We start from the raw sequence: 25878 nt of genomic DNA on the forward strand, positions 1-25878 counted from the left end.
GGGGGAGAAGATCCCCCTGTTTTTGGCTACTGCAAACTGTAAACTCGCGCGGATACGGGTTATCCTCCTGTTTTCAAAGAAGCCTTTTCTGTTTAGCCGATGCGCATTCTTCACACCTCTGATTGGCACCTTGGCCAGCACTTCTACAACAAGAGCCGAGCCCGGGAGCACGCCGAATTCTTTGCCTGGCTTCTGGCCCAGGTCGACACCCACAAGATTGACGCGGTGATCGTCGCCGGTGATGTGTTCGATACCGGAACCCCACCCAGTTACGCCAGGGCGCTGCTCAACAGTCTGGTGGTCTCTTTCCAGAAACTGGGCTGCCAGCTGGTGGTGTTGGCAGGGAACCATGATTCGGTGTCTACTCTCAACGAGAGTCGCCAGTTGATGGAATACCTCAATACCACGGTGATCGCCGGCGGGGACGAGGGCGAACAGTTGCTCGAGTTGACCAATGCTCAGGGTGAACTGCAGGCACTGCTGTGCGCCGTACCTTACCTTCGCCCCCGGGATCTGCTTCGCAGCCAGGCCGGTGAGAGTGCCGCAGACAAGCGTCAGAGCCTGCAACAGGCCATTGCCGATCATTACCGGGCGCTGTACGAGCGTGCTGCCATATTGCGCGCCGAAAGGGAACTGAACATCCCCATCATCGCCACCGGGCATTTGACCACTCTGGGCGCCACCACCTCGGAGTCGGTGCGCGACCTTTATGTGGGTACCCTGGATGCCTTCCCGTCGGATCACTTCCCACCAGCTGAATACATCGCCCTTGGCCATATCCATCGCCCACAGCGGGTGGGGGGCCAGGAGCACATTCGCTATTGCGGCTCTCCCATCCCCCTGAGTTTCGATGAGCTGGGCAGCGACAAGTCGGTACTGATGGTGGAGTTTGATGGCCAGCTGTTGACCAGCATTACCGCGCTGCCGGTTCCCAGATTCCAACCCATGGCGATGATCAAGGGCAATCTGTCTGAGATTGAGCAGCAGTTAAAGGGCTTTGCCGATGCCTCTGCTGAGCGTCCGGTCTGGCTGGACATCGAAGTGGAGAGTGAAGAGTACCTCAATGATCTGCAGCAGCGCATCGAAGCGTTGGCAGAGGCGCTGCCGGTGGAGGTGCTGCTTTTGCGCCGGGCCAGGAAACTGCGCGCCCAGGCTCTGGAGCAGCAGCAAAATGAAACCCTGGCAGAGCTCAGCGTGCAGGAGGTGTTTGCCCGGCGCCTGCAGGAGGAGGTTTTTGAAGGGGAGCAGGGCACCGAGCGACAGAGCCGGTTGCAGGGCATGTTTGACCTGGTGTTGGCTCAGCTTGAAGACCCGGAGCAGGATCAGGAGGAGGCACCTCGGACCGAAACCCAGCCTGATCATCCCGCTGATGAAGTCGAGTTGCCCAATCAGCCTGAGGAGGCGCAATCATGAAGATTTTGTCTCTCAGATTTAAGAACCTGAACTCCCTGAAGGGAGAGTGGAAGGTGGATTTCAGCGCCGAGCCCTTTGCCGGAAATGGCCTGTTTGCCATCACCGGCCCCACCGGAGCGGGCAAGACCACCCTGCTGGACGCCATCTGTCTGGCGCTCTATCACCAGACCCCGAGATTGTCGGTGTCCCCGACCCAGAATGAGCTGATGACCCGAGGCACAGGCGAAGCCCTGGCTGAGGTGGAGTTCGAAGTGAAGGGGCAGGGGTATCGTGCTTTCTGGAGCCAACGCCGAGCGCGGCTGGCTGCGGATGGCAAGCTGCAACCCCCGGTAGTGGAGCTGGTTCGCATCGACGATGGCGTCATCCTGGCTGAGAAGATCAAAGAGAAGCTGGAGCTGGTGGCGTCGCTGACAGGGCTGGACTTTGGTCGTTTCACCAAGTCCATGCTGCTCTCCCAGGGCCAGTTTGCCGCCTTTCTAAACGCCAGTGCCAACGAACGGGCCGAACTGCTGGAGGAGTTGACCGGTACCGAGATCTACGGCCGTATATCTCGTCAGGTGTTTGATAATCACAAGCAGGCCAAGAGCCACCTAGAGACCTTGACGGCTCGTGCCGAAGGTGTGGATCTGCTTTCCGATGAGCAAAGGGAGAGCCTTCAGGGGAAGCGTGGTGCCGACCGCATTCAGGAGCAGTCATTGCAGTCTCGCCTCAGCGACCTTAAGTCCCTGCAGGGCTGGTTGCAGAAAGAGGCGGAATTGGCCAAAGGGGTCGATGATGCCAAGCAGAAGCAGGCCCAGGTAGCCGAGGAGTCTGAGCGGCAGCAACAGAAGCTGGTGAGGCTGACTCGCAGTGAACCGGCGGAACGTTTGCGCCCGCGGCTGACAGAAGTGCAGGATGCCGAGAAGCAACTGGCGCGGTGTCGCAATCAGTTGGCTGAGCTGGCTGAGACTCAGTCGCAGTGCGCCGAGCGTCATCAGCAGGCACAGCTGCAATATGCCCAGGCCAGTGCCGACATTGAGAAAGCTCAGCAGGCCAAAACTGAAGGGGAGGCCCTGTTTACCCAGGTGATCCCCCTGGATACCCAGTTGGAACAGCTGGCGAAAGGGCTGACTTCAGCAGAAGAGGCGATGCGTAGCCGCGCCCAGACCTGGGATGAGGCCAAGGCGCAACTTGAGCAGCGCAAGGCGGCGCTGACCGACGCCCAGGCAAAGTTGGCAGAGGCGCAGGCCTATATTGAGAACAACGCCAGCCATGGTCAGCTTAGTCAGAAGCTTTCGGGCTGGCAGAGCCGTCTTGAGCAGCTGGCGGGTCTGGAACAGGGTATGGCTCGCCTGGCGCCGGAGTTGGCCCAAGGGCAGGAGAGGCTGAGCCAACTGTCTCAGACTCGCGAACCACTGGTTAAAGAGCTCAAACAGGCCGAAGCGGAGCTGGCGTCGGCCAGTCAGGCCTTATCCCAAGCCGAGTCTGCATTGAGCGCTCTGGCGCAACAACCGGCGGAGGCACTAAAGGCCAAGCTGGCCAGCCTGGATGCCGGCCAGGAGGGGCGCAGTAAGCTCAAATCCTTGAGTGAGCGTTACGCCGAACTTCAGCAACAGCTCGATGAGCGTCAGCGCCTGTCCGATAAGCTGTCACAAGAGCTTGAGCGCATCGGTAAGGAGCTGACCGACAAGCGTCAGCAGTATAAAACCGAACATCTTCAGCTCAGAGACGTGGAAAAGCTGCTGGAACAGGAGCGCAAGATTCACTCTCTGGAAGCGGAGCGCGCCAAATTGGTGGCCGGCGAGGCGTGTCCCTTGTGCGGCTCCACCGAGCATCCGGCGGTGACCACCTATCAGGGCATCGTTCTGAGTGAGACCGAACAGCGCCTGACGGCACTGAAGGATAAGGTGGAGTCCCTGAAAGAGCAGGGCACCCGCCTGGGCGAACAACAAAAGCTGGCCAAAGAGCAATTAGAGGTTAAAGCGGGCGAACTCAAGCAACTGGAAGAGAAATGCCGCGAACTCACCCGTTTGTGGGGTGAGCAATGCGTGGCGCTGAAGATCACCACGGCGCCTGACATCTCTGATGCTCAGAGGCTGGAGAACTATCTGGAGAGTTGCCGCAGTCGCCGGGCCGATCTGGAAGCCAAGGTTGGGCAACTGGAACAGGCCAGTGGCGCGCGTCAGCAGGCCAGTGAACAACTGGCCAAGGTTAAGGAGCACCATCATCAGCTGCAGCTTAAGAGTAGCAAGATGAGCGCCGAGGAGGAGGCGGTTCAGCAGGGGCTTGCGAATGCTCAGGCGCGCAACCAGGAGCTCAGTCAGAATCGTGATGCCCTGATTCAGGCGATAAGCCCAGAACTGGATGCCCTGTCTCTGACTCTTCCCGAATCGGGGGAGGTGGACAACTGGCTTGACGGGCTCAAAACACAGGCTCAGCAGTGGGAACAAGCCCAGCAGACCCTGGCTCAGCACAGTCAGGTAGAGGTTCAGCTCAAGGAGCAGCATCAGAGCGCCATTGAGCGAGAGCATCAGACCGGGCTTGAGCACCAGGGTGCTCACAGCGCCTGGACCGAACTCAAGGAGCAATGCGCCCAGCTTAGTTCACGACGTCAGGAGCTGTTTGGCACTCGTGTCGTCAACGATGAGCGTCAGAGGCTTGAGCAGGCATTGGCTCAAGCGACTCAGATGATGGAATCTGCCCGAACCCTTCAAGGGGAGGCGGAGAAAGAGAGCGCGGCACTTCAGGGGCAACTGGCCCAGCTTGAGGAGAGTAAACGGGAGCTGACCGAGCGCTGGACCCACTGCAGCAAGCAGCTTCAGAACGAGATGGCCCACTCGGTGTTTGCTAGTCAGACTCAGCTTGAAGAGGCACTGCTCAGTGATGAGGAGAAGCAGGAGCTCACTGAGCTCAAGGCTGAGCTGGAGCGTCAACAGGCAGGTGCACAGGCTCTGGTTGCTCAGGCGGTGGTCACTCTGGAGCATCATCGACACGACAGGCCGCAGGCATTGGCAGAAGACGCCACCCTGGAGAGCCTGACCGAGCAAGTGGACGCCACCAACGAGTCCATTCGCGAGCTCATCGCTGCCATGGCGGCCATCAAGAGCCAGCTCGACAGTGACAACGAGCGACGGGCTGGACTTCAGGGACTGCTGGAGGAGATCAACACGGCTCGTGTTCAGTATGATGACTGGGCCTATTTGAGTGGCCTTATCGGCTCCAGAGAGGGGGATAAATTCCGCAAGTTCGCCCAAGGCCTGACCCTGGATCATCTGGTGCATCTGGCGAATGGCCAGTTGGACAAACTCCATGGCCGCTATCAGCTGCAACGCAAGGCAGGTGATGAACTGGCACTGCAGATCCTCGATACCTGGCAGGGGGACGCTGTTCGCGATACCCGCACTCTCTCCGGTGGCGAAAGCTTCCTGGTCAGCTTGGCTCTGGCTCTGGCACTGTCGGATCTGGTCAGCCATAAGACCAACATTGATTCCCTGTTCCTGGATGAGGGCTTCGGTACCCTGGATGGGGAAACTTTGGATACCGCACTGGATGCCCTGGATACCCTCAACGCCAGTGGCAAGATGATTGGTGTCATCAGTCACGTAGAGGCGATGAAAGAGCGTATTCCGGTGCAGCTCAAGGTCAACAAGGTCAATGGCCTGGGCTACAGCCGACTGGCCTCTCGTTTCCGGGTGACTCGGGAAGACGCCACAGAGCTTCAGGACTAAGCTGAATTTAGAATGATAATTGAGAAGGTTAGGCGATATGGATGAGAACATTCTCAGTCAGGAATTGGCTCAGATGGAGATGGTGTACCAGCTGATCACCGAGTTTGTGGTGACCTACAGTTTCCAGATCCTTGGTGCCCTGGTGATCTTCTTTATCGGCATCTGGCTGGGCGGCAGGATCTCCAAAGCGCTGTTGGCGCTGATGACCCGTCACGAGATAGACATCACCCTGTCTACCTTTGTCGCCAATATCGTCAAGATTCTGGTGATCATACTGGTGGGGATCATTGCCCTGGGTAAGCTGGGGATCAGCGTTACTCCAATAGTGGCCACCATTGGTGCCGCCGGCCTGGGTGCTGGACTGGCCCTGCAAGGGATGCTCTCCAACTACGCTGCCGGGGTGACCATCATCGTCACCCGGCCCTTCGTGGTGGGCAACACCATTACCGTCCAGGGGGTGTTTGGTGTGGTGAAAGAGATCCAGCTTGGGATGACCATACTCACCAACGAAGAGGGGCAGGAGATCTCTGTGCCTAACAAGCACATTGTTGGCGAAGTACTGCATAACTCCTTCGAAACCTTGCTGGTGGAAACGGAAATTGGCATCGCCTACGGTGCGGATCCCGAGCAGGCAATCGGCGCCCTGCTGGAGGTACTGGCGGCTAGTCCTCACGTGGATCAGTCTCAGACACCCCAAGTGGGCATCGAAGGCTTTGGTGACAGCGCCATTACCATCGGCGTACGGTACTGGGTGCCCAGCGAACAGTTCTATCAGGCCAAATTCGAAACCAACCTGTCGTTGTTCAAGGCGCTTAAAGCCAATGACATTGAGATTCCCTTCCCTCAGCGCCATGTCACCTTGCTCAACAAGGACAAATAGCGCCGCTGGGGTAAGGGCAAGAGAATCGCAAGGGAGGTGTTACCTCCCTTTTCTTTTACCAGCTGAAAAACTTTTGCAATACGACTTTGATAGAAGTCTAAATGATTTGCATATGAATTCAGTTCAGTTAAGGTGGTCCCAGGGTTTATACATCGAAAGGGGTAGTGATGAGCAGAATACTGATCTTCTTGTTGACGCTTCCATGGTTGGCCATTGCCAATGACAACTCTGATTGTGCGCGGGTACTGGTTACCTCCGACTATGGAAAGTACTCCCTGTCTCTTAAGCCCGGTGAGCCGGAAATACTGACGCTGGGTGGCGGATACAGCCTGGCACTGTTGGCAGACCCTGTCGGGGACTCTGGACACGTAAGAATCACCGCCGACACCCATTACAACCGCAGCCGGTTTTCCACCAATGTGACGGTTGGCCCTGATAACCCCACCTCTGTGGTCGTGGCGGGATTGTCCGTCGAACTCAGCGTCGAACCCTTCTGATTCCATTCCCACATAAAAAATGAGGAATCTTCGCGACTTCTGTTCAGGTTTCCGTTACTCTGTGCCGCAAACATGATCAAGGGGCCATACTCTATGGGTATTGGCCTTGCGGAGTACACACAGGGAGTGTGAATGGACAAGTTGGAATTGAAGCTGCCGCCAGTTGCCGTGGCCTTTGTGATTGGCCTGCTGATGTGGTTGGTAGCCAAAATCCATATGGGAGAGCAGTTCTTACCACAGAGTATTCGGTTGGAACTGACAGCGTTGTTTTTGCTGCTTGGTGCCGTTGTCGGTTTAAGCGGCGTGTGCGCCTTTAAGCGCCATAAGACCACTGTCGATCCTACCCGTCCTGAAAATGCCTCCACCCTGGTGACCACAGGCATCTACCAGATCAGTCGTAATCCCATGTACCTGGGTCTGTTTCTCTGGCTGACCGCCTGGTCCTGTTACCTGTCCCACCTGATAGCGATGCTGCTGCTCATCCCTTTTGTGCTTTACATGAACCGATTCCAGATTCGCCCGGAAGAGCGGGTGATGGAGGGGCTGTTCGGACCCCAGTTTGAGATCTACCGCCGCAACGTAAGGCGCTGGCTTTAAACGGGCTTGGGTAGAGGCCACCATTGGAACACGACTTCTCAATTGTGACCATGCTCATGTAAAGCAACCGCAAGAGTGTGTAACTTAATGGTCAATTAAATCAGTCGGATATAACTGGATGATGAGCTTTTTGTTCAGCAAATGGCGGAGCTTGGGTGTTGGACTGGGCGAGCTTGAATAAATGTCTTAAATATCAGGTGGATATGTGTTTGCAGTTACTAACTTGAACTGCTGACATCTACAAGAGATCTCTGGAGTTGTGTTGTTGAAGCACGTCCAGTCATTAGACCACCTTTCAGGATTTAATACTTACCGAACAGTGTTTCTGCATCTCTGCAAAACTGACAGGAAACTCATTTAGTATTTGAGGAATGCTCGCGGTTGAACAGCATTAAGAAAATGATAAACCTTGACGAAGGTCATTCGCTTATGGTGTGCAGAGAGGCATAGTTTAAAATTTAAATATCGTAATATTCACACGTTAAGTCATAGTGAAAATTTTAGTGCCAAGGTGTTTACTAATAACAGTTTCACTAATCCGGACATATACTCTTGTCTAGTTATTCTGTCAAAGTTCATAATGACTGGTCTGGGAGACAGATTAAGACTACAAAAAATTGACGTTTTAAGGGAATCATAATGTTATTTCATGCTTCATTGTTGGCGTTTATTGTATCGGGAACCTATATACCTGATAACGGTACTCTCAGTATTCCAAAAGGTAGTGAAATTCTATCATTGAGCCATAAAGGTGAGGATGGTCTATGGCACCATTTGCAGCTTGAGGATGGAAAGGCACCTCAGCACCAACTGACTCCTGGAGCATACAGGTTTGCTGCATCAAATTCGGTTTCATACGGAACATTCAAGGGGGAGTTTAAGGTAGAGGCAGGAAAGGTCTACTATCTCCATCAGGGCTTATCAGGTGATCGCAAAAGGGTGTTTTCATGGGTTTCTGATTCCCGTCCTCGAAGTGAAAAGGTAAAAACAGAAAAGCTCCAATATGATTGTCAATCTTTGGGAAACTTGGTCTTTAATGAAGGCCAGTTGGATGCTTGCCGAGAATTAGCAAGGAACAAGGATGGCATCGGCTTGGATGGCCTTGGTAGAGCTTACAAGGAGGGATTGGGTGTCGAGGTTGATGAGAACAAAGCTGCCAGTTATTTTAAGCAGGCGTTCGATAGTGGAAGAATAGAAAGCTCTGTCAGTTATTACTACATTGACACATCAGTTGTTGATGCTCAAATGGCGATCAAGTCCGCTGCAGAAAGTGGCTACATTTGGGCTGAAGGCGCATACGCCAATGAGTTAGCTTTTGGTAAAAGCCGAAACCGCGATCTGGCTAAAGAGTACGCCATTAAGACTGCTCAGCAGGGGAATCTTGATGGACTGATGATTATGTCAAGAATTCATGCAGTATTTTCTGACCAAGGAGAGGATATTCTTGGGGCGGCTGCTTGGTATCGACTCAACCGATTTAATTCTGGAGGTGAAGATTATTTTGATAATCAGCTCAAGGTTCATATTGAAGGAGCGATTTACGAAGAGGATGAAGGAAAAATTACCCCTTTGGTGAAAAAACTTGAACAAGAGCATTTTTCACGTTCTTTGAAGTTGATAATAGCGACTAAGTCTCTGCTCTCTGTCACAGGGTCGGCTAAGACACTAGTAGGCTTTAACAATGATTATGAGTTGTTGCTCTCATCTGATGTGCCTGCATACGAAGTGACTTTTATTGACCCATATAAAGAACAAAACATCGACGTGACCTCAAACGGAGACCTTGTTTCTTATATAAAATTTCAGCCATATAGCGTGGGCGACAGTTTGATGTGCTTGTTTTATAACAAGGAGTCTGACGAAGTTGAGATAGTTCCTGCAAAAGAGCAACCCGTTTGCAAACCGGATGAGGCAGTCTCTGTTTGGAGTGAATTGAAGGAAGTGAGTTTTTGATCTTACTCTAAGGTTGCAATAGCTTCGATTTCATCTTTTCGTCATAGCTATAGCGCCGCGATTGCGGCGCTTTCTGTTTTACCTGCCCATCCCTCTTGGCATTTTTGATTGGCCGCGACTGACTGGTCGACTCAGACTGCCCTGAGCTTATCTTTATGACTTAGAAAACGCCGTTGCCATTCTGGATGTCGCCGCCGCTGACGAGAGAGTAGAACCTCATGAAGGTGTCCAGGGCTTGAATGGAGTCCCAATGCTCTACGATTCGCCCATCCTCAAGGCGCCAGGTGTCGATGATGTTCATGCCCTTTTCATCGTTGCCTCTGTCTTCCCTGTCCAGGGTGGCGTGGGAGTGGAAGATGACGTAGTTGCCATCAACGTAGATGTGCTTCACGTCGTAGGAGTAGTCCGGATAGTCCTCGACAAACTCTTTGAGGAAGCCCACCAGCCCGGTAACTTTGTCAGGCAGGTTGCGGTTGTGCTGGACGTACGCACTGTCGTTGTAGTGTTTCAGTACGTAGTCAAAGTTGTGGTCGTTCATCAGGTTCTGAACAAAGTCCGTAATCACTGTGGCATTGGACAGCTCCTGCTCAGTCCAATGGGGCTTTTGCAGGGTTTCCAGGTCAATCACTACCTTGTCGGCAGTTTGTGCGAATGAGATTGAGCTGGTCAGTATCAGCAGTGCAGATGCGATGGTTTTCCACATGGTGTCTTCCTCTCGGTGTTATATTCTGTATGCAAGTACCATTTGTGCCTCATAGTATTTAATAGTAACCTGCATAACAAGAAGGCACTTTTGCGTTCGCAAGGCACATTTAGGTAACTCACCGGTGGTGATAGGCGCGAGGAATAGGACGTGGCGGATACGAACAGAGGCGATGTAAAGGCCAAAGGCAAGGCTGAGAGGCGGGTATTTCACAACACCGAGGCGTGCCCCATCCGCAATGTGGTGGCGCAGATTGGTGACAAGTGGTCGCCACTGATTCTGTTTGCCTTGGTGGACGGCCCAGACAGATTTAACTCGCTGAAATCCCGGGTGGTAGGCATATCACAGAGAATGCTGACCCAAACTCTGCGTGATTTGGAGCGGGAGGGGTATGTTGAGAGAACCGTCTACCCTGAAGTGCCAGTCAGGGTGGAGTACGAGCTCACGGCCATGGGGCAGGGGTTGGTTAAGCCCCTGTATCAGTTGGTGCAGTGGGCAGAAACGAATCATGATGACATCCGGCGTGCGCGTAAGGCCTATGACGAGCGATAGGCTGCCACGTAATCATAGAAAAGCGCCGCTGTTGCGGCGCTTTTTGTGCTGTTGACCCCCGCTTGCTCTAGGCGCGATTAGGCTCGATAGCCTGGCTTGTCGGCCACCATGTGTACCGTGCTGATCACCCGCTCGTAGAAGGCGCCTTCGCAGTATCCCAGGTAGAACTGCCACATGCGGATAAAGTCTTCGCCATAACCCTGCTGGCGAACCTGAGGCAGGGCCTGATTGAAGCGTTGGGTCCAGTGGGCGAGGGTGCGTCCATAGTCGATGCCGATGTCGTGCAGCGCGGTGATCACCATGTCGGTGTCTCGGGCCACATGGTGAGCCAGGCGCTCCACCGAGGGCAGGCAACCGCCGGGGAAGATGTACTTTTGGATGAAATCCACACCGCGGCGATAGGCATCGTACCTTTGGTCTGCGATGGTGATCCCCTGGATCAGCATACGCCCGTCAGGCTTTAGGCGGTCGCGACAGGTCTGGAAGAAGGTGCGCATGTATTCATGGCCCACCGCCTCGATCATCTCGATGGAGACCAGTTTGTCGTAGCTGCCAGACAGATCCCGATAATCCAGTTTCAGCAGGGTGATCCGGTCAGACAACCCCTCATTGGTTATCCTTTGCGCGGCGTAGGCATGCTGCTCCTCCGAAATGGTGGTGGTGGTCACCCGAACCCCATAATGCTTGGCGGCGTGGATGGCCAGCGCCCCCCAGCCTGTACCGATCTCAAGCAGTGTTTCTCCCTGTTTCAGCTCCAGCCGCTGACAGATAAGGTCCAGCTTATGGTTCTGTGCTTCTTCCAAGGTGGCATCGGCCGCAGGGAAGATGGCGCTGGAGTAGACCAGCTGTTTGTCCAGAAACAGTTCGTAGAGGTCATTGCCAAGGTCGTAGTGGGCGACGATGTTCCGTTTGGAACCGCCTTTGCTGTTGCGGTTGCGTCGGTGTCGCCACAGGTCGGTAATGCGCCCCACCCAGGCCAGCTTCTTCTCCAGCTGTTGCAGTACCGTCAGGTTTTTCGACATCAACTGCACCAGGGGCACCAGGTTCGGCGTGCTCCAGTCCCCCTGGATGAAGGCCTCTCCGGCGCCGATGGAGCCCCCCATCAGGATGCGGCGGTAGGCTCTGGGGTGATGAATGCGAATTTCTGCCGAGAGTGCACCGGCCTCCCCAAACCTGTGTTGTTCCTCATCCTGAATGACCAGGGTACCGCCCTTGAGGTTGGGCAGCAGGGAAAACAGGGTTCGTTTAGCCAGGGTATCCAGCCAGGCCGGGGCAGGGCGTGTCAGAGTGTTATCCATGGTGCTTCTCCGTGTCTTGCCCCGGGTGGGGGATAAAGGGAATACGTTTGAGTACCAGTTTCAGTGCTTGCCAATAGATAGACAGCAGTATCTTTAACGTCATCAGCGGCATGGACAGCACCAGCCGTCGCGCAGTGGCGTCATTGATGGGCTTGTGAGCCATGGCCAGGGTGACGTCAAATGCCTTGTGGTCGCTGTGGTTCTCCATGTGCAGTTTTAAGTGATGGTCGGGGGTATCCAGCTTCCAGTGGTAGCGCATTTCCATGGGCATAAAGGGGGAGACATGGAACGCCTTGTCGGTCACCTTGGCACCATCGGCGGGCACCAGGTAGTAATGACGCTGGTTCCAGGGGGTGTTACTCACCTCGGCCAGAAGATAGGCCAGGCTGCGATCCGGGCGGAAACAGTAGTAGAAATTGGCCGGGCTGAAGTAGAGGCCCAGGCAGCGGCCCTGACCGACGAACAGCACCGGCCCCTGGTCACCGTCGCCGCCGAGGCTGCTGACCTTCTGCCACACGGTTTCCCGGTTGAAGCCCCTGCCTTCCAAGTAGTCACTGTCCCGAACACTCAGCAGGGCGCTGCGGTTGTGCCCCAGCCACCGGCCTCGGTTCAACTCATCAAGATGGTCCAGATCCAACGCCAGGCTGTACATTCTGTAGGAGAACCTGTGCTCCTTGGGGGTGAAGCGCCGATGGCGCACTGACCCCAGGTAGTAGCCGCAACCGCCAATCATAAGGTGGCTCCAAAACGGCTGCACACCTCCAGGGCACTGCGTACACCATCCTCGTGGAAGCCGTTATGCCAGTAGGCTCCGGCAAAATGGGTGTGGTTATGGCCGCAGATGCTGTCGCGCTGCTGGCAGGCCGCCAGGCTCTCCTTGTTGAACACCGGATGGGCGTAGTTGAAGGTGCGGATGACTTTTTTCGGGTCGATGTCGTCTCCCTGGTTCAGGGTGACGCAGAAGGTTGGGGCATCGTCGGGCAGGCCCTGCAGTATGTTCATGTTGTAGGTGACCCGGGCGGGCAGGGTAGGGTCTCTGTCCAACCGATAGTTCCAGGATGCCCAGGCGCGGCGATTGTCCGGCAACAGGCTGGTGTCGTTGTGCAGGATCACCTGGTTGTTCTTGTAGGGGATGGCACCCAGGACCTGTTTTTCCTGGTCGGTGGCATCGGCAAGCAGTGCCAGGGCCTGGTCGCTGTGGCAGGCCAGCACCACCTCATCGAAACTCTCCTTGGTGCCGTCAGCCAACTCCAGGTGTACCTTGTCGCCCAGCCGGCGAACGGCTTTGACTGGGGTGCTCAGGCGAATGCGATCCTCAATGCCACGGATCATGGGGGCGATGTATTCGCGGGAGCCCCCTGTGATCACGTACCACTGGGGACGATTGCTGATGTTGAGCAGGCCGTGATGATTGAAAAAGCGCACGAAGAACAGCAGGGGAAACGCCTGCATCCCCTGAATGCTGGATGACCAGATGGCGGTGCCCATGGGCAGGATGTAGTGGCGAGCGAAGTAATCACTGAAATGGTGTCTGCGCAGGAAGTCGCCCAGGGTATGGTCGGCGCCAATCAATCCCTTGTTCAGATGCTGTTTGCACAGCCTGTTAAATTTGAGCACCTCGTTGAGAAAGCTCAGGAACTGAATACTCAGTAGGTTCTTTCTCTGGGCAAACAGGGTATCCAGATTGTGGCCGTTATACTCCAGGCCGGATGCCGGGTTGTGGACGCTGAAGCTCATCTCGGTGGGATGACTGCGCACCCTGAGCTGGGCCATCAATCGCTTGAAGTTGGGGTAGGTGCGGTCATTAAACACGATGAAGCCTGTGTCTATGGCCCAGGTGCGTCCCGCCATCTCCACATCGATGGTGGCGGTGTGTCCTCCCAGGGTATCCCCCGCTTCAAACAGGGTTATGTCGTTGTTTCTGGACAGCAGGTGGGCACAGGTCAGCCCTGAGATCCCGCTGCCAATGATGGCAATGCGTTTGTTCATCGTTTCAGTCCCTTGAGTGCAATCTGCTGCCAGGCTTTGTCCGGCAGACCTCCCAGAAGTTTGAGCAGTCGGGTGAATCCCTTGGGAAAGTGAATCTCCTCGACCCCTCTGGCCAGCTCTTGTCGGATGATCCGACTGGCTTCGGACACCTCTACGCGCATGGGCATGGCAAAATCGTTTTTATCGGTGAGCGGTGTACGGACAAAGCCGGGGCGGATCAGGCTGACGCCAATGCCGTGAGGACGCAGATCTATCGCCAGAGTTTTGGCCAGGTATTCGATGGCGGCTTTAGAGGCGCCGTAGGCTTCGGCGCGGGGCAGGGGGAGCTCATTGGCAATGCTGCCCATCAGAGCCACTCGGCTGCCGGTGTCCATTCTCGGCAACAAGGCCTCGAGGCAATAGCCCACGCCGATGACGTTGGTTTGCATCACCCGCTCCAGAAGCTGTCCGTCGAACTGACGAGGCTGGTTGACGTACTCGCAGGTGCCAGCATTGAGAATCACCAGATCGAGATCGTCCAGGCTGCCGAGGGAAGCAAGTACCTGATCCCGGTCGCCTGCGTCAAAGCCCAGAGACTGCACGCCCAGTGCCGCCAGCTCTTCCAGGGCTTCCTGGTTGCGACCGCACCCTATGACGCTGTGGCCTTCGGCGATGTAATCCAGGGCCAGCTGTTTGCCTATGCCTGAGGTGGCGCCAGTGATAAGTATCTTCATGGCGCCGCCTTTTTCTTCACCGCTTTCACCAGGGTACCGAGCAGGGGCAGCTGTTCATACAGCATCTGCCCGGCGTCGAAGTAGTCTCTGTGGTAGTGGATCAAGCTGCCAAATTTCAGATGGCTGTGGCCATCGAGCCGCACGCAACGGCCGCCATTGAGTCTGGAATGCTCAATCTCCATGGTCCAATAGAGGGCGGCCTGATTTTCCGTGAGGATCTGATCGTGAACAGTGATCCTGCACTGCTTCAGGTTGCGATAGAGGCCCTCGAAGTAGAGGGTAAGATTATCCAGGCCCTCGACCCTGTGCAGAGGGTCGATGAAACAGGCCTGCGGGTGATACAGCTCCCCCAGCCGGTACAGCCGACGGTGATCCAGTTCCTCATATAGGGCCACAAATCGCTCGACCAGCTCGCCGGCGAGGTTCTCCTGGGCAGGGGTGGGGGATGAGCCAATCATCAGAATTCCTCTCTTTTCATTACCGCGAAGCGCTCCAGTGCCCTTCGCCTGCTGTCAGGCAGGTCGACTATGGGAGCCGGGTAGTTTTCAGGCCTGGCCGACTCCGAAGGCAGGTGGATCTCTTTGTCTGATAAGTCATTCAGTTCAGGAAGATAACTACGGATAAAGGCGCCATCCGGATCGAATTTTTTGCTCTGACTCACCGGGTTAAAGATGCGGAAGTAGGGCTGGGCATCGCACCCTGTACTGGCACTCCATTGCCATCCACCGTTATTGGCGGCGAGGTCGCCGTCGACCAGGTGCTGGCTGAACCAGCGCTCGCCATGGCGCCAGTCGATGAGAAGATTTTTGGTGAGAAAACTGGCGGTGACCATCCTTAGTCTGTTGTGCATCCATCCTGTCTGTATTAGCTGCCGCATGGCGGCATCCACCAGGGGAAATCCGGTTCGACCCTGGCACCAAGCCTCGAAGGCGGCTGAGTTCTGTTCCCACTGGACCTTGTCTGCCAATCGATTGAAATTCCGGCCTTTACTTAGTTTAGGCCAGCTCACCAACAGGTGCCGGTAAAAATCGCGCCAGGCCAATTCGTTGACCCAGGTGAAGGGGCCGCCCGGTTGCTCCTGTGTGGCGTGCGGTGCCCGGCTGAGCACCGCGTGCAAACAGCTGTTGGGGGAGATCATCCCAAGGGCCAGGTAGGGTGAGAGTGCGCTGGTGGCTTCTTTGTCAGGCCGGTCTCTGTCCAGGTGGTAAGCGTCCATACGCTGGCCGATAAACCGGTCGAGTACCCTTTGGGCGGTGCCTGGGCCCACGGGCCAGAGTGCGCTGCTCTCTTTGGCTGTTTCAAACTCGATCCGTGTCGGGGGCGCCACCGCCGGCCAGCCTGATGGCGGCGGCAGTGGCGTGCGATCCTGTCCTCGCAGCCTGGACATCCAGGCTCGGCGAAATGGGGTAAACACCCGGTATGAAGTGCCATCCTCTTTTAGCACCGACCCAGGTGGCAAAATACAGTGACCTTGATGCAGGTGCAGCGTCAGCCCGGCGTCGATGACCTGCTGGTCCCGCTGCTGCTCGTTAAACTCCGGCTCGGCGCTGGCGTGGATTTGAGTGACGCCGTGCTCCTGGCAAAACTGTTTCAGTGCCAGCGGAACCTGGTCAAATCGAGCCAGGGCCAGGTGGTGCAAGGTGATGCCAAGCTGCGCCAGTTGCGTTGCCAGGGTGTTCACCGCTCGCTCCATCAGATCGATCTGAATGGGCGCCATATTGTGCTCCCGCCACTGCTCCGGTGTGCTGATAAACAGCGCCACGGGGGCGGAATCACCCTCACAGGCAGCGGACAAGGCCGGATGATCCTCGATACGCAGGTCCTTGCGAAACCAGATAAGGTCAGTCATTGGTGAGCTCCATAAACAGCGGGTCGTCTTTGTGCAGCACGGCGAAGGGGCCAACGGCGACAAGAGGAACGCCCCGCTCCTGCAGCTGGGTCAGTATTTGGCGCTCACTGCTGTCGAGCTTTGCGGGCAGGCACAACAACAAGGTGTGGGGGGACAGCAGCTGGCATCCGCTCAGGCTGTCTGTAGGCAGCTGAGAGAACTTCACCCCTTGTTGGGTGAGGGAGACTGCCGTGAAGGCCGCCTCCAATGGGGAGGTTCTTAGCATCAGCAACAGTGAACTCTTGCCGGGCAGCCGGGACTGCCCTCTGCTGCAGTGGCCGTGCAGGAAACTGTGCAGCTGATGCTCAGCCCACTTCAGCATCAGTGCGCCATCGACCCGTTCCTGGACCCGATGCTGCAGAGATTCAAGCCAGGGGCGCAGTGCCCGGGCAAGGGTCAGTTCGAAGGTGTAGAGTGAGGTCAGCTGATCCAGTTCGTGCATCAGCTTGTCCAGGTTCAGGTCAAACACTGCCTGTGTCAGCTGTTCCTGATGAGCCAGCCAGGGATCATCAGGGGCGTCGGCACTGGGGTCTTCCAACAAAGACCGCACCCGGCTTATGGCCACCCCTTTATCCAGCCAGGAGAGGATCTGACGGATCCTGTCTATGTCGACATCGCTGTAGAGGCGGTGGCCCTTAGGCGTGCGCCCTGGCTTCAGCAGCCCGAACCGGCGCTGCCAGGCGCGCAGGGTGACCGGATTCACGCCGGTGATGGCGGCAACCTCACCTATGGGGTGGCGGGGTGTGGTATCAGTGCTCATAACGCAGTTGCATCTCTTCAGGGTGCGGGTTCAGGTAGACCTGGCCAGCGATGTACTCATTGGGATAGATGGTCAGGTAGTGACGCAGCAGGGTAATGGGTGCAAGCAGGGGCAGCAGTCCGGTACGGTACTTGTCGATGCTCTCTGCCAGGGCCTGACGTTCGGTGCTGCCCAGTTGCTTCTTGAAGTAGCCCTGGATGTGCTGCAGCACATTGGTGTGGTTCTTCCGGCTGGCATGACGTTTGAGTGCCTTCATCAGCTCAGATTCGTAATGGGCCTGAAACTCCGGGGTGACCTTTTCAATCTGGCCCAGAGCCTGGCCCAGGGTGCGGTAGATCTCCGGGTTGTGGGCCATCAGCAGGTATTTGTACCTGGCGTGGAATTTGTACAACACATCCAGAGTCAACCCCTCGGCACATTTGGAACGCCAGTCATGATAGGCAAACACCCGGGTGACGAAATTCTCTCTCAGGTTGGGATCGTTCAGTCGGCCATTCTCTTCAACGGGCAGGTTGGGGTGGTCCTTCATCACCCGGTCGGCGAACACGCCAACGCCGTCTCGCGAAGCGTTGTTCTTCTCCGGTAGGTAGACACTGACCCGTTCCATGCCACAGGTCGGGGATTTGGCACAGAACACATAGCCGCTTAGGCCAGCCAGGCCAGGGGAGGTCTCTTTGGCAAAGTTGGTGAGTTTGTCGGTGACGTCGAAGCTGTTGTCTGACGCCTTCACCCGGATGATCTCCTCCTGAACCAAACGAATGGTCGGCCGGGGCACGCCCATGCCGATGGCCACTTCCGGACAGATGGGCCGGAAGCTGACGTACTTGCCAAGATCGTCTACACAGAAGCGACTCTGCTTGTGGCCGCCATCGAAACGAACTTGCTGGCCGATGAGGCAGGCACTGATGCCCACCTGGATGGTGTCCTGATCAAACTTGTACATACATTGTCTCCTTGTACAACCCTGAATTCAGCATAGGACAGAGTTGTACAAATAAACAAGTCATGTACAAGAATTAAAAAGTGATCCAAAAAAAGCCCGCTGCGTAGCGGGCTTAGAAGATGTAATACCTTGTAGTCTGGTACCAAGCCCCGTCCATCGCCGGGGCGCTGCAAGACGGCCTCAGATGTTGTCGAAGGCAAACTCGGTCACGTGGTGGTAGGTCTCTCCCGGGTGGAGAATGCCTTTGGTGTGACCAGGCTGATTAGGCGCATCGGGCCAGAGGCCGGGCTCCAGGGCAATCCCCTGATGGTGTTTGTAGCACTTGCCGTCGTAGGCCGGCGTGCCCCCAAGATGGTTGCCTGTGTAGATCTGCATGCCGGGCTGGTCGCTGTTGATGGTCAGCTGGATGCCGGTGTCTTTGGCCTTGAGTACGCAGCGGGTCTTCACCGCGCCGTCGTCGTCGGGCCACAGGTAGCAATGATCGATGCCACCGACTTGGCGCAGGGCTTCCAGGGGCTGATCCATCATCTCGCCAATGGTTCGCTCCTCGGTCAGGCACAGGGGGTGTTTGCCGGTCTCTTCCAGCGTGACCGGAATGCCGTCCTTGTCGGTCATCACTATGTAGGGGGCATTGCTCTGCAACTGATAGCTGGTCAGATGGCTGCCCAGGTTGAAGTAGCTGTGCTGAGTCAGATTGACCGGGCAGGCCTTGTCGACCTCGGCGCTCATCTCCACCACCCAGCTTTGGCCTTTGAGCCGGTAGTACACATCCAGATGCAGGTTACCGGGGAACCCGGCTTCACCGTGAGCACTCCACAGGCTGAGTTTGAGGCCATCGTCCACAGGGGTCAGCTGGAACACCTTATGGTGGAATCCTGCCAGTCCGCCGTGGAGGTGGTGGGGATAGAGGTTGGCGTCCAGCTCCAGCTCATAGCCATCGACCAGGCAACGGGCATTGGCGATACGGTTGGCCCAGCGGCCGACCACTGAGCCCAGGCAGGCTTTCTGTGACAGGTAGTCGCCGGCGCTGTCACAGCCCAGGACCAGGTTTTGCCATTGACCGTCGGGGCGCTTGAGCTCCAGCTTTCTGACTATGCCTCCAAGGGCCAGCACTTCCAGCCTCAGATGGTCGTTTTCCATCTGAAACCTGGGGAGTTCGCCAACGCGGTAGTGTTCCCAGGAGGAGAGGGGGGTGATCTTAACGGACACTATGTGCTCCTGATACGGCATTGATGTTGAAGAAGGTAGCATAAACCCCGAATCGTTGGGCATATTCTTGTGTGACTTGCTCTACGATTGAAGTTTTTCTGGCCTTTGGAATCAATGCGATAACCTCTCCAGAACTGAGTAGCCTGGCTCCACCCTGCTCCTTAACCTGATTGTTGAGGCTGGCAACCATAAGATCGGCCCCCCGCGAGTCAATGCCAAACTCACGCTTCAGGGAGAGATGGGCGCTCTGCATCAGCGGCCCGATTTCGTGGAGGCGGCCCTCAACCAGGGCGTCGGCCAGGTTCAGGGCCCTTTGTTGTTCGCTGAGCAGGTGACGGGCGCAGCCAAACAGCTCATTGGTTAATGCGCCCCGAGCGCGGTTCAGTTGGTCCATGGTGAGATCGCGAAGGCTGGATAAGGAAAAGAAATTGGCTACCTGCCTCGCCTGTTGATGTTTCTTCTGTCGCAGGGCGGAGAATTGTTCAATGCGGGTATCCAGATCCACCCTGTACAGCGCCAGTTCCTTGGGCAGAGGTACACCCTGCCAACCAAATCGACTGTAATCCACCAGGGAGAGATGAGCCCTGGTGGCCGCCAGTGCGGCAATCTGGCCGCTTCCGTCTACTTCGCTCCAGCCTGGCGGGTAGGCTTGAGTGCACAGTTTGACCAGCCCTGAGGCCGACAACCCAAGATCAAGGTAGTTGTTGAGGCCATAAGCCAGGGCCATGACGGCGGCCTCCATTGCCTGAGCCGGACGGGCGGCGTCGGGCAGGGTACAGAGAAGGTGCAGCCCACCCAGGCGATATCCCCGCTGCTGCAGCGCAGCCACCAGGCTGTTCAGCAATCTCGTTACGTCGACAGGGTGGGTAGAGGGGAGCGGCGTACCACTGTGGTCACACACCTCGATGCGGACGTGATTGTCACCTCTGGAGCCCACGGCAATGCCGGTGTACCTGTCCTCGCCACAACAAAGCACCATACCCGGAGACAGCGCACAGATCTCGCCCATAAGATTCAATTGCAAAGGGGAGAGGAAGCACTGGGTTGGCTCAAGACCAAAGTGACGGAGAAATGCCTGCTGAAGAATGGAGCGTCCCTTCACTATTACATCCTTTATCCATGAAGAGGGGCTGGCCCGGCCTTGGGCACTGTCGGGAGATCGAGATCATGAACCTTGCCGTTGACAGGTCGCGATGTCGATTCAGTTGTTCCAAGGCATCAGGCCGCTGAGAGGTGGCCGTCCCCTGGGCACCTCTGTAGTCATGCTCAACCAGCATGTTAATACAATGTTATGTTCGCTTTGGCGGATATTTCAAGTAAGACATTCGTTTATCCACGGCCCCGATAAACACTATTGCTGCCGGTATTGATTCAGTTTGCGGATGAAGTGGGGCAGAGAGGAGGTTGCGTAGCAGGCGTTGTGCTCTTTGACGTCCGGTCGGTTGACCAGCACGGTGCGAATCCCCAGGCTTCTTGCGGTGTCCAGGTTTGCCGGTTGATCGTCGAACATCACCGCCTGATCGCCACTAAATCCATACTTATTGCAGATCCTTTCGTAGGCGAAGGGGTCCGGCTTCATCTTAAAGTCGGTCTCTTCTACAGAGAACATGCCGTCGAAGCAGTGATCCAATCCCATCTTGTTGAGCAGGCGCTCAGCATAGGGGCGGGCTGCATTGGTAAAAATGTAACATTTTTGTGGTAGAGCAAGCAGTTGCTCTGCCAGTTCGTCCTGACGGGTCAGCCTGCTGGTGTCCACATCGTGGGCGTAGACACTGAAATCATCGATATCCACTTCCGGATGGTGCTGCTGAAGTCCCCGCAGGGTACCGCCATACCTGTGGTAGTAGCCGAAGCAGAGTTCGGTGGCCTGCTCTGGGCTGAGGGCCAGTTTGTCGGCCACGTAATGCTTCATTCGGGCGCCCACCTGATCCAGGATGCCGGCATCTGGGTGGTAGAGGGTGTTGTCCAGATCGAACAGAAAAATTTCGCGTTCTAGAAGAGGATTCAATGTGATGTCACTCCGTACTGCGGGGCGCACAGGATAAGGCTTTGCCGCCGGACACTCAAGTATAGGGGGTGTCGCGCAGCCCCGCGGTCAAATGTCTCCCGGTGTTGGTTTGAGGTCAGGCTGCTCTTGTTTCCTGTAATTTTCCTACCTATACTGGCCCGGTCTTGTCGGAGTGCCTTAGGGCTGAGACCGCATTGCGGAATCCGTGGAACCTGAACAGGTTAGAACCTGCGTAGGAAAACAAGCAACAACCTGAAGGGCGTGATCCCCCTTACAAGTGATCCTGGATCGCCCCGCTCAGGTTGCCTTATTTTCAGGAACCCGTCCGACAAGCAATTTCCCCTTTATTCAACAGGAGATTGCTGATGTCGACCAGACGCCACAACAGAGAACAGGCCCAGGCCTACCTAGATGCCCTTAAGGGCCACCCCTTCCCAAATTCAGAAAAGCTCTATCTTTCCGGCAGCCGCGACGATCTGCGTGTGGGCATGCGCCAGATCCACCTGACGCCCTCGGTGATTGGTGGTGACCGTGACAACCCCGTCACCCGGGACAATGATTCCATCCCCGTGTATGACACCGCCGGCGCCTACAGCGACCCGGAGTCCGAGCTGGATGTGCGAAGGGGACTGACGCCACTGCGCCGCCAGTGGATCCTGGAGCGCGGTGACACCGAGGAGCTGGCCGGTGCCAGTTCCGATTACACCCAGCAGCGGCTGGCGGATGAGGGGTTTGATCATCTGAGGTTTGAGCACCTGCCCAAGCCCCGTCGTGCCCGCGACGGTAAAAATGTCTCCCAGCTGCACTATGCCCGTCAGGGAATCGTCACCCCTGAGATGGAGTATGTGGCCATCCGGGAGAACCTGGGCCGTGAACGAATTCGCAATGAGATCCTGACTCGTGCCCACCCGGGCCAGAGTTTCGGCGCCAACCTGCCTGAATCCATCACCCCGGAGTTTGTCCGCAGTGAAGTAGCCGCCGGCCGGGCCATCATCCCCGCCAACATCAATCACCCGGAAGCGGAGCCAATGATCATTGGCCGCAACTTCCTGGTGAAGGTCAATGCCAACATAGGCAACTCCTCGGTAAGCTCCTCCATCGAAGAGGAGGTGGAGAAGCTGGTGTGGAGCTGTCGCTGGGGCGCCGACACCGTGATGGACCTCTCTACCGGACGCCATATTCATGAAACCCGCGAGTGGATCATCCGCAACAGTCCGGTGCCCATTGGTACCGTGCCCATCTATCAGGCCCTGGAGAAGGTCAACGGCATCGCCGAGGATCTCACCTGGCCCATCTTCCGTGACACCCTGATTGAACAAGCTGAGCAGGGGGTGGATTACTTCACCATCCATGCCGGCGTGCTGCTGCGTTACGTGCCCATGACCGCCGAACGGGTGACCGGCATCGTCAGCCGGGGCGGCTCCATCATGGCCAAGTGGTGTCTGGCCCACCACAAGGAGAGTTTCCTCTACACCCATTTCGAGGAGATCTGCGCCATCTGCGCCCGTTATGACGTCGCCCTCTCCTTGGGGGACGGCATGCGGCCGGGATCCATCGCCGACGCCAACGATCGGGCCCAGTTTGCCGAGCTGGAGACTCTGGGCGAGCTGACCAAGGTGGCCTGGAAGCACGATGTACAAACCATCATCGAGGGCCCCGGCCATGTGCCCATGCACCTGGTGAAGGTGAATATGGAGAAGCAGCTGGAGGAGTGTTTCGAAGCGCCGTTCTACACCCTGGGTCCCCAGATCACCGACATCGCCCCTGGCTATGATCACTTCACCTCTGGCATCGGCGCGGCGATGATCGGCTGGTACGGCTGCGCCATGCTCTGCTACGTCACCCCCAAGGAGCATCTGGGCCTGCCGGACAAAGAGGATGTGAAACAGGGCCTGATTGCCTACAAGATTGCGGCCCACGCCGCCGACATCGCCAAGGGACACCCGGGTGCCCAAATTCGTGACAACGCCCTGTCTCTGGCAAGGTTTGAGTTCCGCTGGGAAGATCAGTTCAACCTCTCCCTGGACCCGGACACTGCCCGGGCCTATCACGATGCCTCACTGCCTCAGGAGTCGGCCAAGGTGGCCCACTTCTGCTCCATGTGCGGCCCCAAATTCTGTTCCATGAAGATCACCCAGGAGGTACGGGAGTACGCCGCTGCCCACCCTGAGTCCGTATCCGGAGACACTCAGGTGGTCCAGGTGCAGCAGAGCATCGAAGCGGGGATGGCCGCCCAGTCTAAAGCGTTTCGCGACCAGGGCGGCGAGCTCTACCATGCCGTAGAAGGGGAGAGCCCGTGATGACCAAGCCCATCGTCTGGACCATCGCCGGCTCAGACTCCGGCGGCGGCGCGGGCCTGCAGGCGGATCTTCACACCTTCGCCGATCTCGGCTGTCACGGCTGCTCCGTGGTGACCAGCGTCACCGCCCAGAGCTCGGTGGAGGTAACCGCCGTGGAGCGGGTGAGCGACTCGGTATTTCAAGCTCAGCTCGATACCCTGTGGCGGGATCTTCCCGCTGTGGCCATTAAGGTGGGTCTGCTGGCGGATGATGCGCAGATTGAACTGCTGGCCCGCTGGCTTAAGGCGCGTCAGATAAGGGTTCCGGTGATTCTGGACCCGGTGCTGGTGGCGTCCTCCGGAGCCCGTCTCTCAGGAAAAGAGGGGGCGGAGCCCAGGTTCGACCCTCTGTTGCCCCTGGTGGCACTGGTCACCCCAAATGGCGATGAGCTGGCGGCGCTGACCGGCCAGCCCATTCATCGGGCAACCGACGTGACCCAGGCGTCGAGAAACCTGCTGGCTCGCGGAGCCAAGGCGGTCCTGGCCAAAGGGGGTCACTTCGACCAGTTCGAGGGTCGCTGCGTCGATCTCTATCTGAGTGAGCAGCAGTACTTTTTGCTCGACGGCCCCAGAATTGAGACGGACAACACCCATGGCAGCGGTTGTACCCTGTCATCAGCGTTAGCCGCCTTCCTGGCCCGGGGCTATGAGATGCATGATGCCCTGGTGCTGACCCGGGCCTATCTGCACTCTGGCCTGGTACAGAGCCAACAACTGGGGCAGGGGCCGGGACCGCTGGCCAGAACCGGCTGGCCTAACAGCTTTGAGGCGTTTCCCAGTGTGCCTCTGCCTGGCAGTGCCATGGAGAAGGAATTCGGTTTCGAGGGGCCTTATGCAGAGCCCATCGTCCCCTTCGCACCCTGTGATACCCAGGAGCTGGGGCTCTACCCTGTGGTGGACTCCCTGGAGTGGCTGGAAAGGTTGCTGGCCCAGGGCGTCAGGACCCTGCAACTGAGGATCAAGGACCTGTCTCAGGATGAGGCAGACCCCCTGGTGGCCAAAGCGGCGGCCATGGGGCGTCGCTGCGGCGCCAGGCTGTTCATCAATGATTACTGGCAGCTGGCGGTGAAGCATGGCGCCTATGGGGTTCACCTTGGCCAGGAGGACATGGTGGAGGCGGACCTTGCTGCCATCACCGGCGCCGGCCTGCGCCTGGGGCTCTCCACCCATGGTTACTTTGAGATCCTGCGGGCAGCTGCCCTGCATCCCAGCTACATCGCCTTGGGGCACATCTTCCCCACCACCACCAAGGAGATGCCTTCTCAGCCTCAGGGGCTGGAGCGACTTCAGCGCTACCATCAACTGCTGGCCGGTCGTTGGCCCACGGTGGCCATCGGCGGCATCGATCATCAGCGTGCGCCTCAGGTGGCCGCCACCGGAGTTGGCAGCATCGCCGTGGTGCGCGCCGTGACTCAGGCACCGGACCTGACCCGCTCTCTGGAGCAGCTCTGGTCCGCATACGAGTCCGGCCAGCAGGCCAGGGAGGCCAGTTATGCTGTCTGACAACCAGTTTCTTCGCTATGGCCGGCAGATGCTGATGCCTGGCTGGGGGGAGGGCGGTCAGCGTCAATTGGCCCAAAAGAGCGTCGCGATCATCGGTCTAGGTGGATTAGGCGTACCCGCTCTGGCCAACCTGGCAGGCAGTGGCATTGGCCGCCTGCTGCTGGTGGATGGGGACAGCCTATCCCTGAGCAATCTGCATCGGCAGTGGATCTATCGCGCCTCTGACGTGGGCCAACCCAAGGTGCAATTGGCCCGGCGCTGGGCTTTGAGCCTGAACCCAGATATTCGGGTTGAAGCCTTCGCCCAGATGGCCGACGAGCTGGTGTTGGAGACTCTGCTGCCTGAGGTGGACCTGGTGCTCGATTGCACCGACAACCTGGCCAGCCGTCACCTGATCAACGCCGCCTGCGTTCGCCGCCGAAAAGCGCTGATCAGCGCTGCTGCCATTGGCTGGCAGGGCCAGCTTCAAGCGATTCTGCCCCAAGGCCCCTGTTTTGCCTGTTTCTGTCCGACTGATCAGGGGGCAACCCCTCAGGGCTGCAGTGAGGCCGGCGTTGCAGCGCCTGTGGTATCGGCTATCGGCAGTCTTCAGTCAGCCCTAGCGCTTAAGCACCTGCTTGGAGAGACACTCGAAACAGACCAGCTCTACCGCTTTGACGGACAGAGCTTTCATTGGAGCCAGTTCACCCTGGCACCCAACCCGGATTGTTCCCTGTGTGGAGGACATCATGAATCTGACCATTAATGGCGAGTCGCGCCAGGTGACCAGCACAACCCTGGCTCAGCTGATTACAGAGCTGGGGCAGAAGGGGGGCGCGCTGGCGCTGGCCCTCAACGGCACCATAGTGCCTAAGGGCCAATGGCCCCAAACCCCCCTGAACAACGGGGATAGCGTGGATCTGTTCAGTGTCATTGCAGGAGGGTAAC

At 57.1% G+C, this 25878-nt stretch carries 23 protein-coding genes and 1 riboswitch; of the genes, 11 read left to right on the forward strand and 12 right to left on the reverse strand.

Annotation, left to right across the window (positions count from 1 at the left end):
* Positions 1-99: 99 nt before the first annotated feature.
* From sbcD to QUE41_RS09610, 6 genes are all read left to right on the forward strand, one after another.
* Positions 100-1413 (forward strand): exonuclease subunit SbcD, encoded by a 1314-nt coding sequence (sbcD, locus tag QUE41_RS09585; protein ID WP_286342650.1) that lies wholly within the window; start codon positions 100-102, stop codon positions 1411-1413.
* A complete protein-coding gene (locus QUE41_RS09590; RefSeq protein WP_286342651.1) occupies positions 1410-5120 on the forward strand; it encodes an SbcC/MukB-like Walker B domain-containing protein in 3711 nt (1236 codons plus the stop codon). Before sbcD ends, QUE41_RS09590 begins: the two co-directional genes overlap by 4 nt.
* 37 nt (positions 5121-5157) lie before the next feature.
* Positions 5158-6000 (forward strand): mechanosensitive ion channel family protein, encoded by an 843-nt coding sequence (locus tag QUE41_RS09595; RefSeq protein WP_286342652.1) that lies wholly within the window; start codon positions 5158-5160, stop codon positions 5998-6000.
* 167 nt (positions 6001-6167) lie between these two features.
* Entirely contained in the window at positions 6168-6497 is a 330-nt protein-coding gene (locus tag QUE41_RS09600; RefSeq protein WP_286342653.1) for a hypothetical protein, read from the forward strand.
* A 132-nt stretch (positions 6498-6629) separates the two neighbouring features.
* The gene (locus QUE41_RS09605) at positions 6630-7094 is read left to right on the forward strand and encodes a methyltransferase family protein (RefSeq protein ID WP_286342654.1); all 465 of its coding nucleotides are present in this window, start codon (positions 6630-6632) and stop codon (positions 7092-7094) included.
* 639 nt (positions 7095-7733) lie between these two features.
* Positions 7734-9047, forward strand: a complete 1314-nt coding sequence (locus QUE41_RS09610; protein WP_286342655.1) for a tetratricopeptide repeat protein — start codon at positions 7734-7736, stop codon at positions 9045-9047.
* A gap of 160 nt (positions 9048-9207) precedes the next feature.
* Here the strand turns inward: QUE41_RS09610 and QUE41_RS09615 are convergent, their stop codons facing one another.
* Positions 9208-9750, reverse strand: coding sequence for a nuclear transport factor 2 family protein (locus tag QUE41_RS09615; RefSeq protein ID WP_286342656.1), 543 nt, complete (start codon positions 9748-9750; stop codon positions 9208-9210).
* 150 nt (positions 9751-9900) lie between these two features.
* On the opposite strand from QUE41_RS09615, the gene QUE41_RS09620 reads away from it, so the two are divergent.
* Positions 9901-10302 carry a winged helix-turn-helix transcriptional regulator gene (locus tag QUE41_RS09620; RefSeq protein ID WP_286342657.1) on the forward strand — a complete coding sequence of 134 codons (402 nt, stop codon included), beginning with the start codon at positions 9901-9903 and terminating at the stop codon, positions 10300-10302.
* Between the two features lie 77 nt (positions 10303-10379).
* Here QUE41_RS09620 and QUE41_RS09625 read toward each other — a convergent pair whose 3' ends face one another.
* From QUE41_RS09625 to QUE41_RS09675, 11 genes are all read right to left on the reverse strand, one after another.
* Entirely contained in the window at positions 10380-11600 is a 1221-nt protein-coding gene (locus QUE41_RS09625) for an SAM-dependent methyltransferase (RefSeq protein WP_286342658.1), read from the reverse strand.
* Positions 11593-12333 carry a DUF1365 domain-containing protein gene (locus QUE41_RS09630; protein WP_286342659.1) on the reverse strand — a complete coding sequence of 247 codons (741 nt, stop codon included), beginning with the start codon at positions 12331-12333 and terminating at the stop codon, positions 11593-11595. Before QUE41_RS09630 ends, QUE41_RS09625 begins: the two co-directional genes overlap by 8 nt.
* The gene (locus QUE41_RS09635) at positions 12330-13589 is read right to left on the reverse strand and encodes an NAD(P)/FAD-dependent oxidoreductase (protein WP_286342660.1); all 1260 of its coding nucleotides are present in this window, start codon (positions 13587-13589) and stop codon (positions 12330-12332) included. The genes QUE41_RS09630 and QUE41_RS09635 overlap by 4 nt, the downstream gene beginning before the upstream one ends.
* Positions 13586-14302 (reverse strand): SDR family NAD(P)-dependent oxidoreductase, encoded by a 717-nt coding sequence (locus QUE41_RS09640; protein ID WP_286342661.1) that lies wholly within the window; start codon positions 14300-14302, stop codon positions 13586-13588. Before QUE41_RS09640 ends, QUE41_RS09635 begins: the two co-directional genes overlap by 4 nt.
* Positions 14299-14760, reverse strand: a complete 462-nt coding sequence (locus tag QUE41_RS09645) for a nuclear transport factor 2 family protein (RefSeq protein WP_286342662.1) — start codon at positions 14758-14760, stop codon at positions 14299-14301. The genes QUE41_RS09640 and QUE41_RS09645 overlap by 4 nt, the downstream gene beginning before the upstream one ends.
* Positions 14760-16151, reverse strand: a complete 1392-nt coding sequence (phrB, locus tag QUE41_RS09650; protein ID WP_286342663.1) for a deoxyribodipyrimidine photo-lyase — start codon at positions 16149-16151, stop codon at positions 14760-14762. The genes QUE41_RS09645 and phrB overlap by 1 nt, the downstream gene beginning before the upstream one ends.
* A complete protein-coding gene (locus tag QUE41_RS09655; protein WP_286342664.1) occupies positions 16144-16950 on the reverse strand; it encodes a MerR family transcriptional regulator in 807 nt (268 codons plus the stop codon). Before QUE41_RS09655 ends, phrB begins: the two co-directional genes overlap by 8 nt.
* A complete protein-coding gene (locus QUE41_RS09660) occupies positions 16940-17893 on the reverse strand; it encodes a YbgA family protein (RefSeq protein ID WP_286342665.1) in 954 nt (317 codons plus the stop codon). Before QUE41_RS09660 ends, QUE41_RS09655 begins: the two co-directional genes overlap by 11 nt.
* 180 nt (positions 17894-18073) lie before the next feature.
* Positions 18074-19102: an aldose epimerase family protein gene (locus tag QUE41_RS09665; RefSeq protein WP_286342666.1), complete on the reverse strand. Its 1029-nt coding sequence runs from the start codon at positions 19100-19102 to the stop codon at positions 18074-18076.
* Positions 19092-20204, reverse strand: coding sequence for a hypothetical protein (locus QUE41_RS09670; RefSeq protein ID WP_286342667.1), 1113 nt, complete (start codon positions 20202-20204; stop codon positions 19092-19094). Before QUE41_RS09670 ends, QUE41_RS09665 begins: the two co-directional genes overlap by 11 nt.
* A 249-nt stretch (positions 20205-20453) precedes the next feature.
* Entirely contained in the window at positions 20454-21110 is a 657-nt protein-coding gene (locus QUE41_RS09675) for a pyrimidine 5'-nucleotidase (RefSeq protein ID WP_286342668.1), read from the reverse strand.
* Between the two features lie 158 nt (positions 21111-21268).
* Positions 21269-21367: riboswitch (TPP riboswitch) on the forward strand.
* Positions 21368-21475: 108 nt separating this feature from the next.
* Between QUE41_RS09675 and thiC the strand changes: the two genes are divergently transcribed.
* Genes thiC through thiS form a run of 4 tightly spaced genes read left to right on the forward strand, consistent with a single transcriptional unit; the run spans position 21476 to position 25877 of the window.
* A complete protein-coding gene (gene thiC, locus QUE41_RS09680; RefSeq protein WP_286342669.1) occupies positions 21476-23410 on the forward strand; it encodes a phosphomethylpyrimidine synthase ThiC in 1935 nt (644 codons plus the stop codon).
* The gene (gene thiE, locus QUE41_RS09685) at positions 23410-24951 is read left to right on the forward strand and encodes a thiamine phosphate synthase (RefSeq protein WP_286342670.1); all 1542 of its coding nucleotides are present in this window, start codon (positions 23410-23412) and stop codon (positions 24949-24951) included. Before thiC ends, thiE begins: the two co-directional genes overlap by 1 nt.
* Positions 24941-25696, forward strand: coding sequence for a HesA/MoeB/ThiF family protein (locus QUE41_RS09690; RefSeq protein ID WP_286342671.1), 756 nt, complete (start codon positions 24941-24943; stop codon positions 25694-25696). Before thiE ends, QUE41_RS09690 begins: the two co-directional genes overlap by 11 nt.
* The gene (gene thiS, locus QUE41_RS09695; protein ID WP_286342672.1) at positions 25680-25877 is read left to right on the forward strand and encodes a sulfur carrier protein ThiS; all 198 of its coding nucleotides are present in this window, start codon (positions 25680-25682) and stop codon (positions 25875-25877) included. Before QUE41_RS09690 ends, thiS begins: the two co-directional genes overlap by 17 nt.
* Position 25878: the final 1 nt, after the last annotated feature.

The organism is Ferrimonas sp. YFM (assembly GCF_030296015.1).
Lineage (GTDB): Bacteria > Pseudomonadota > Gammaproteobacteria > Enterobacterales > Shewanellaceae > Ferrimonas.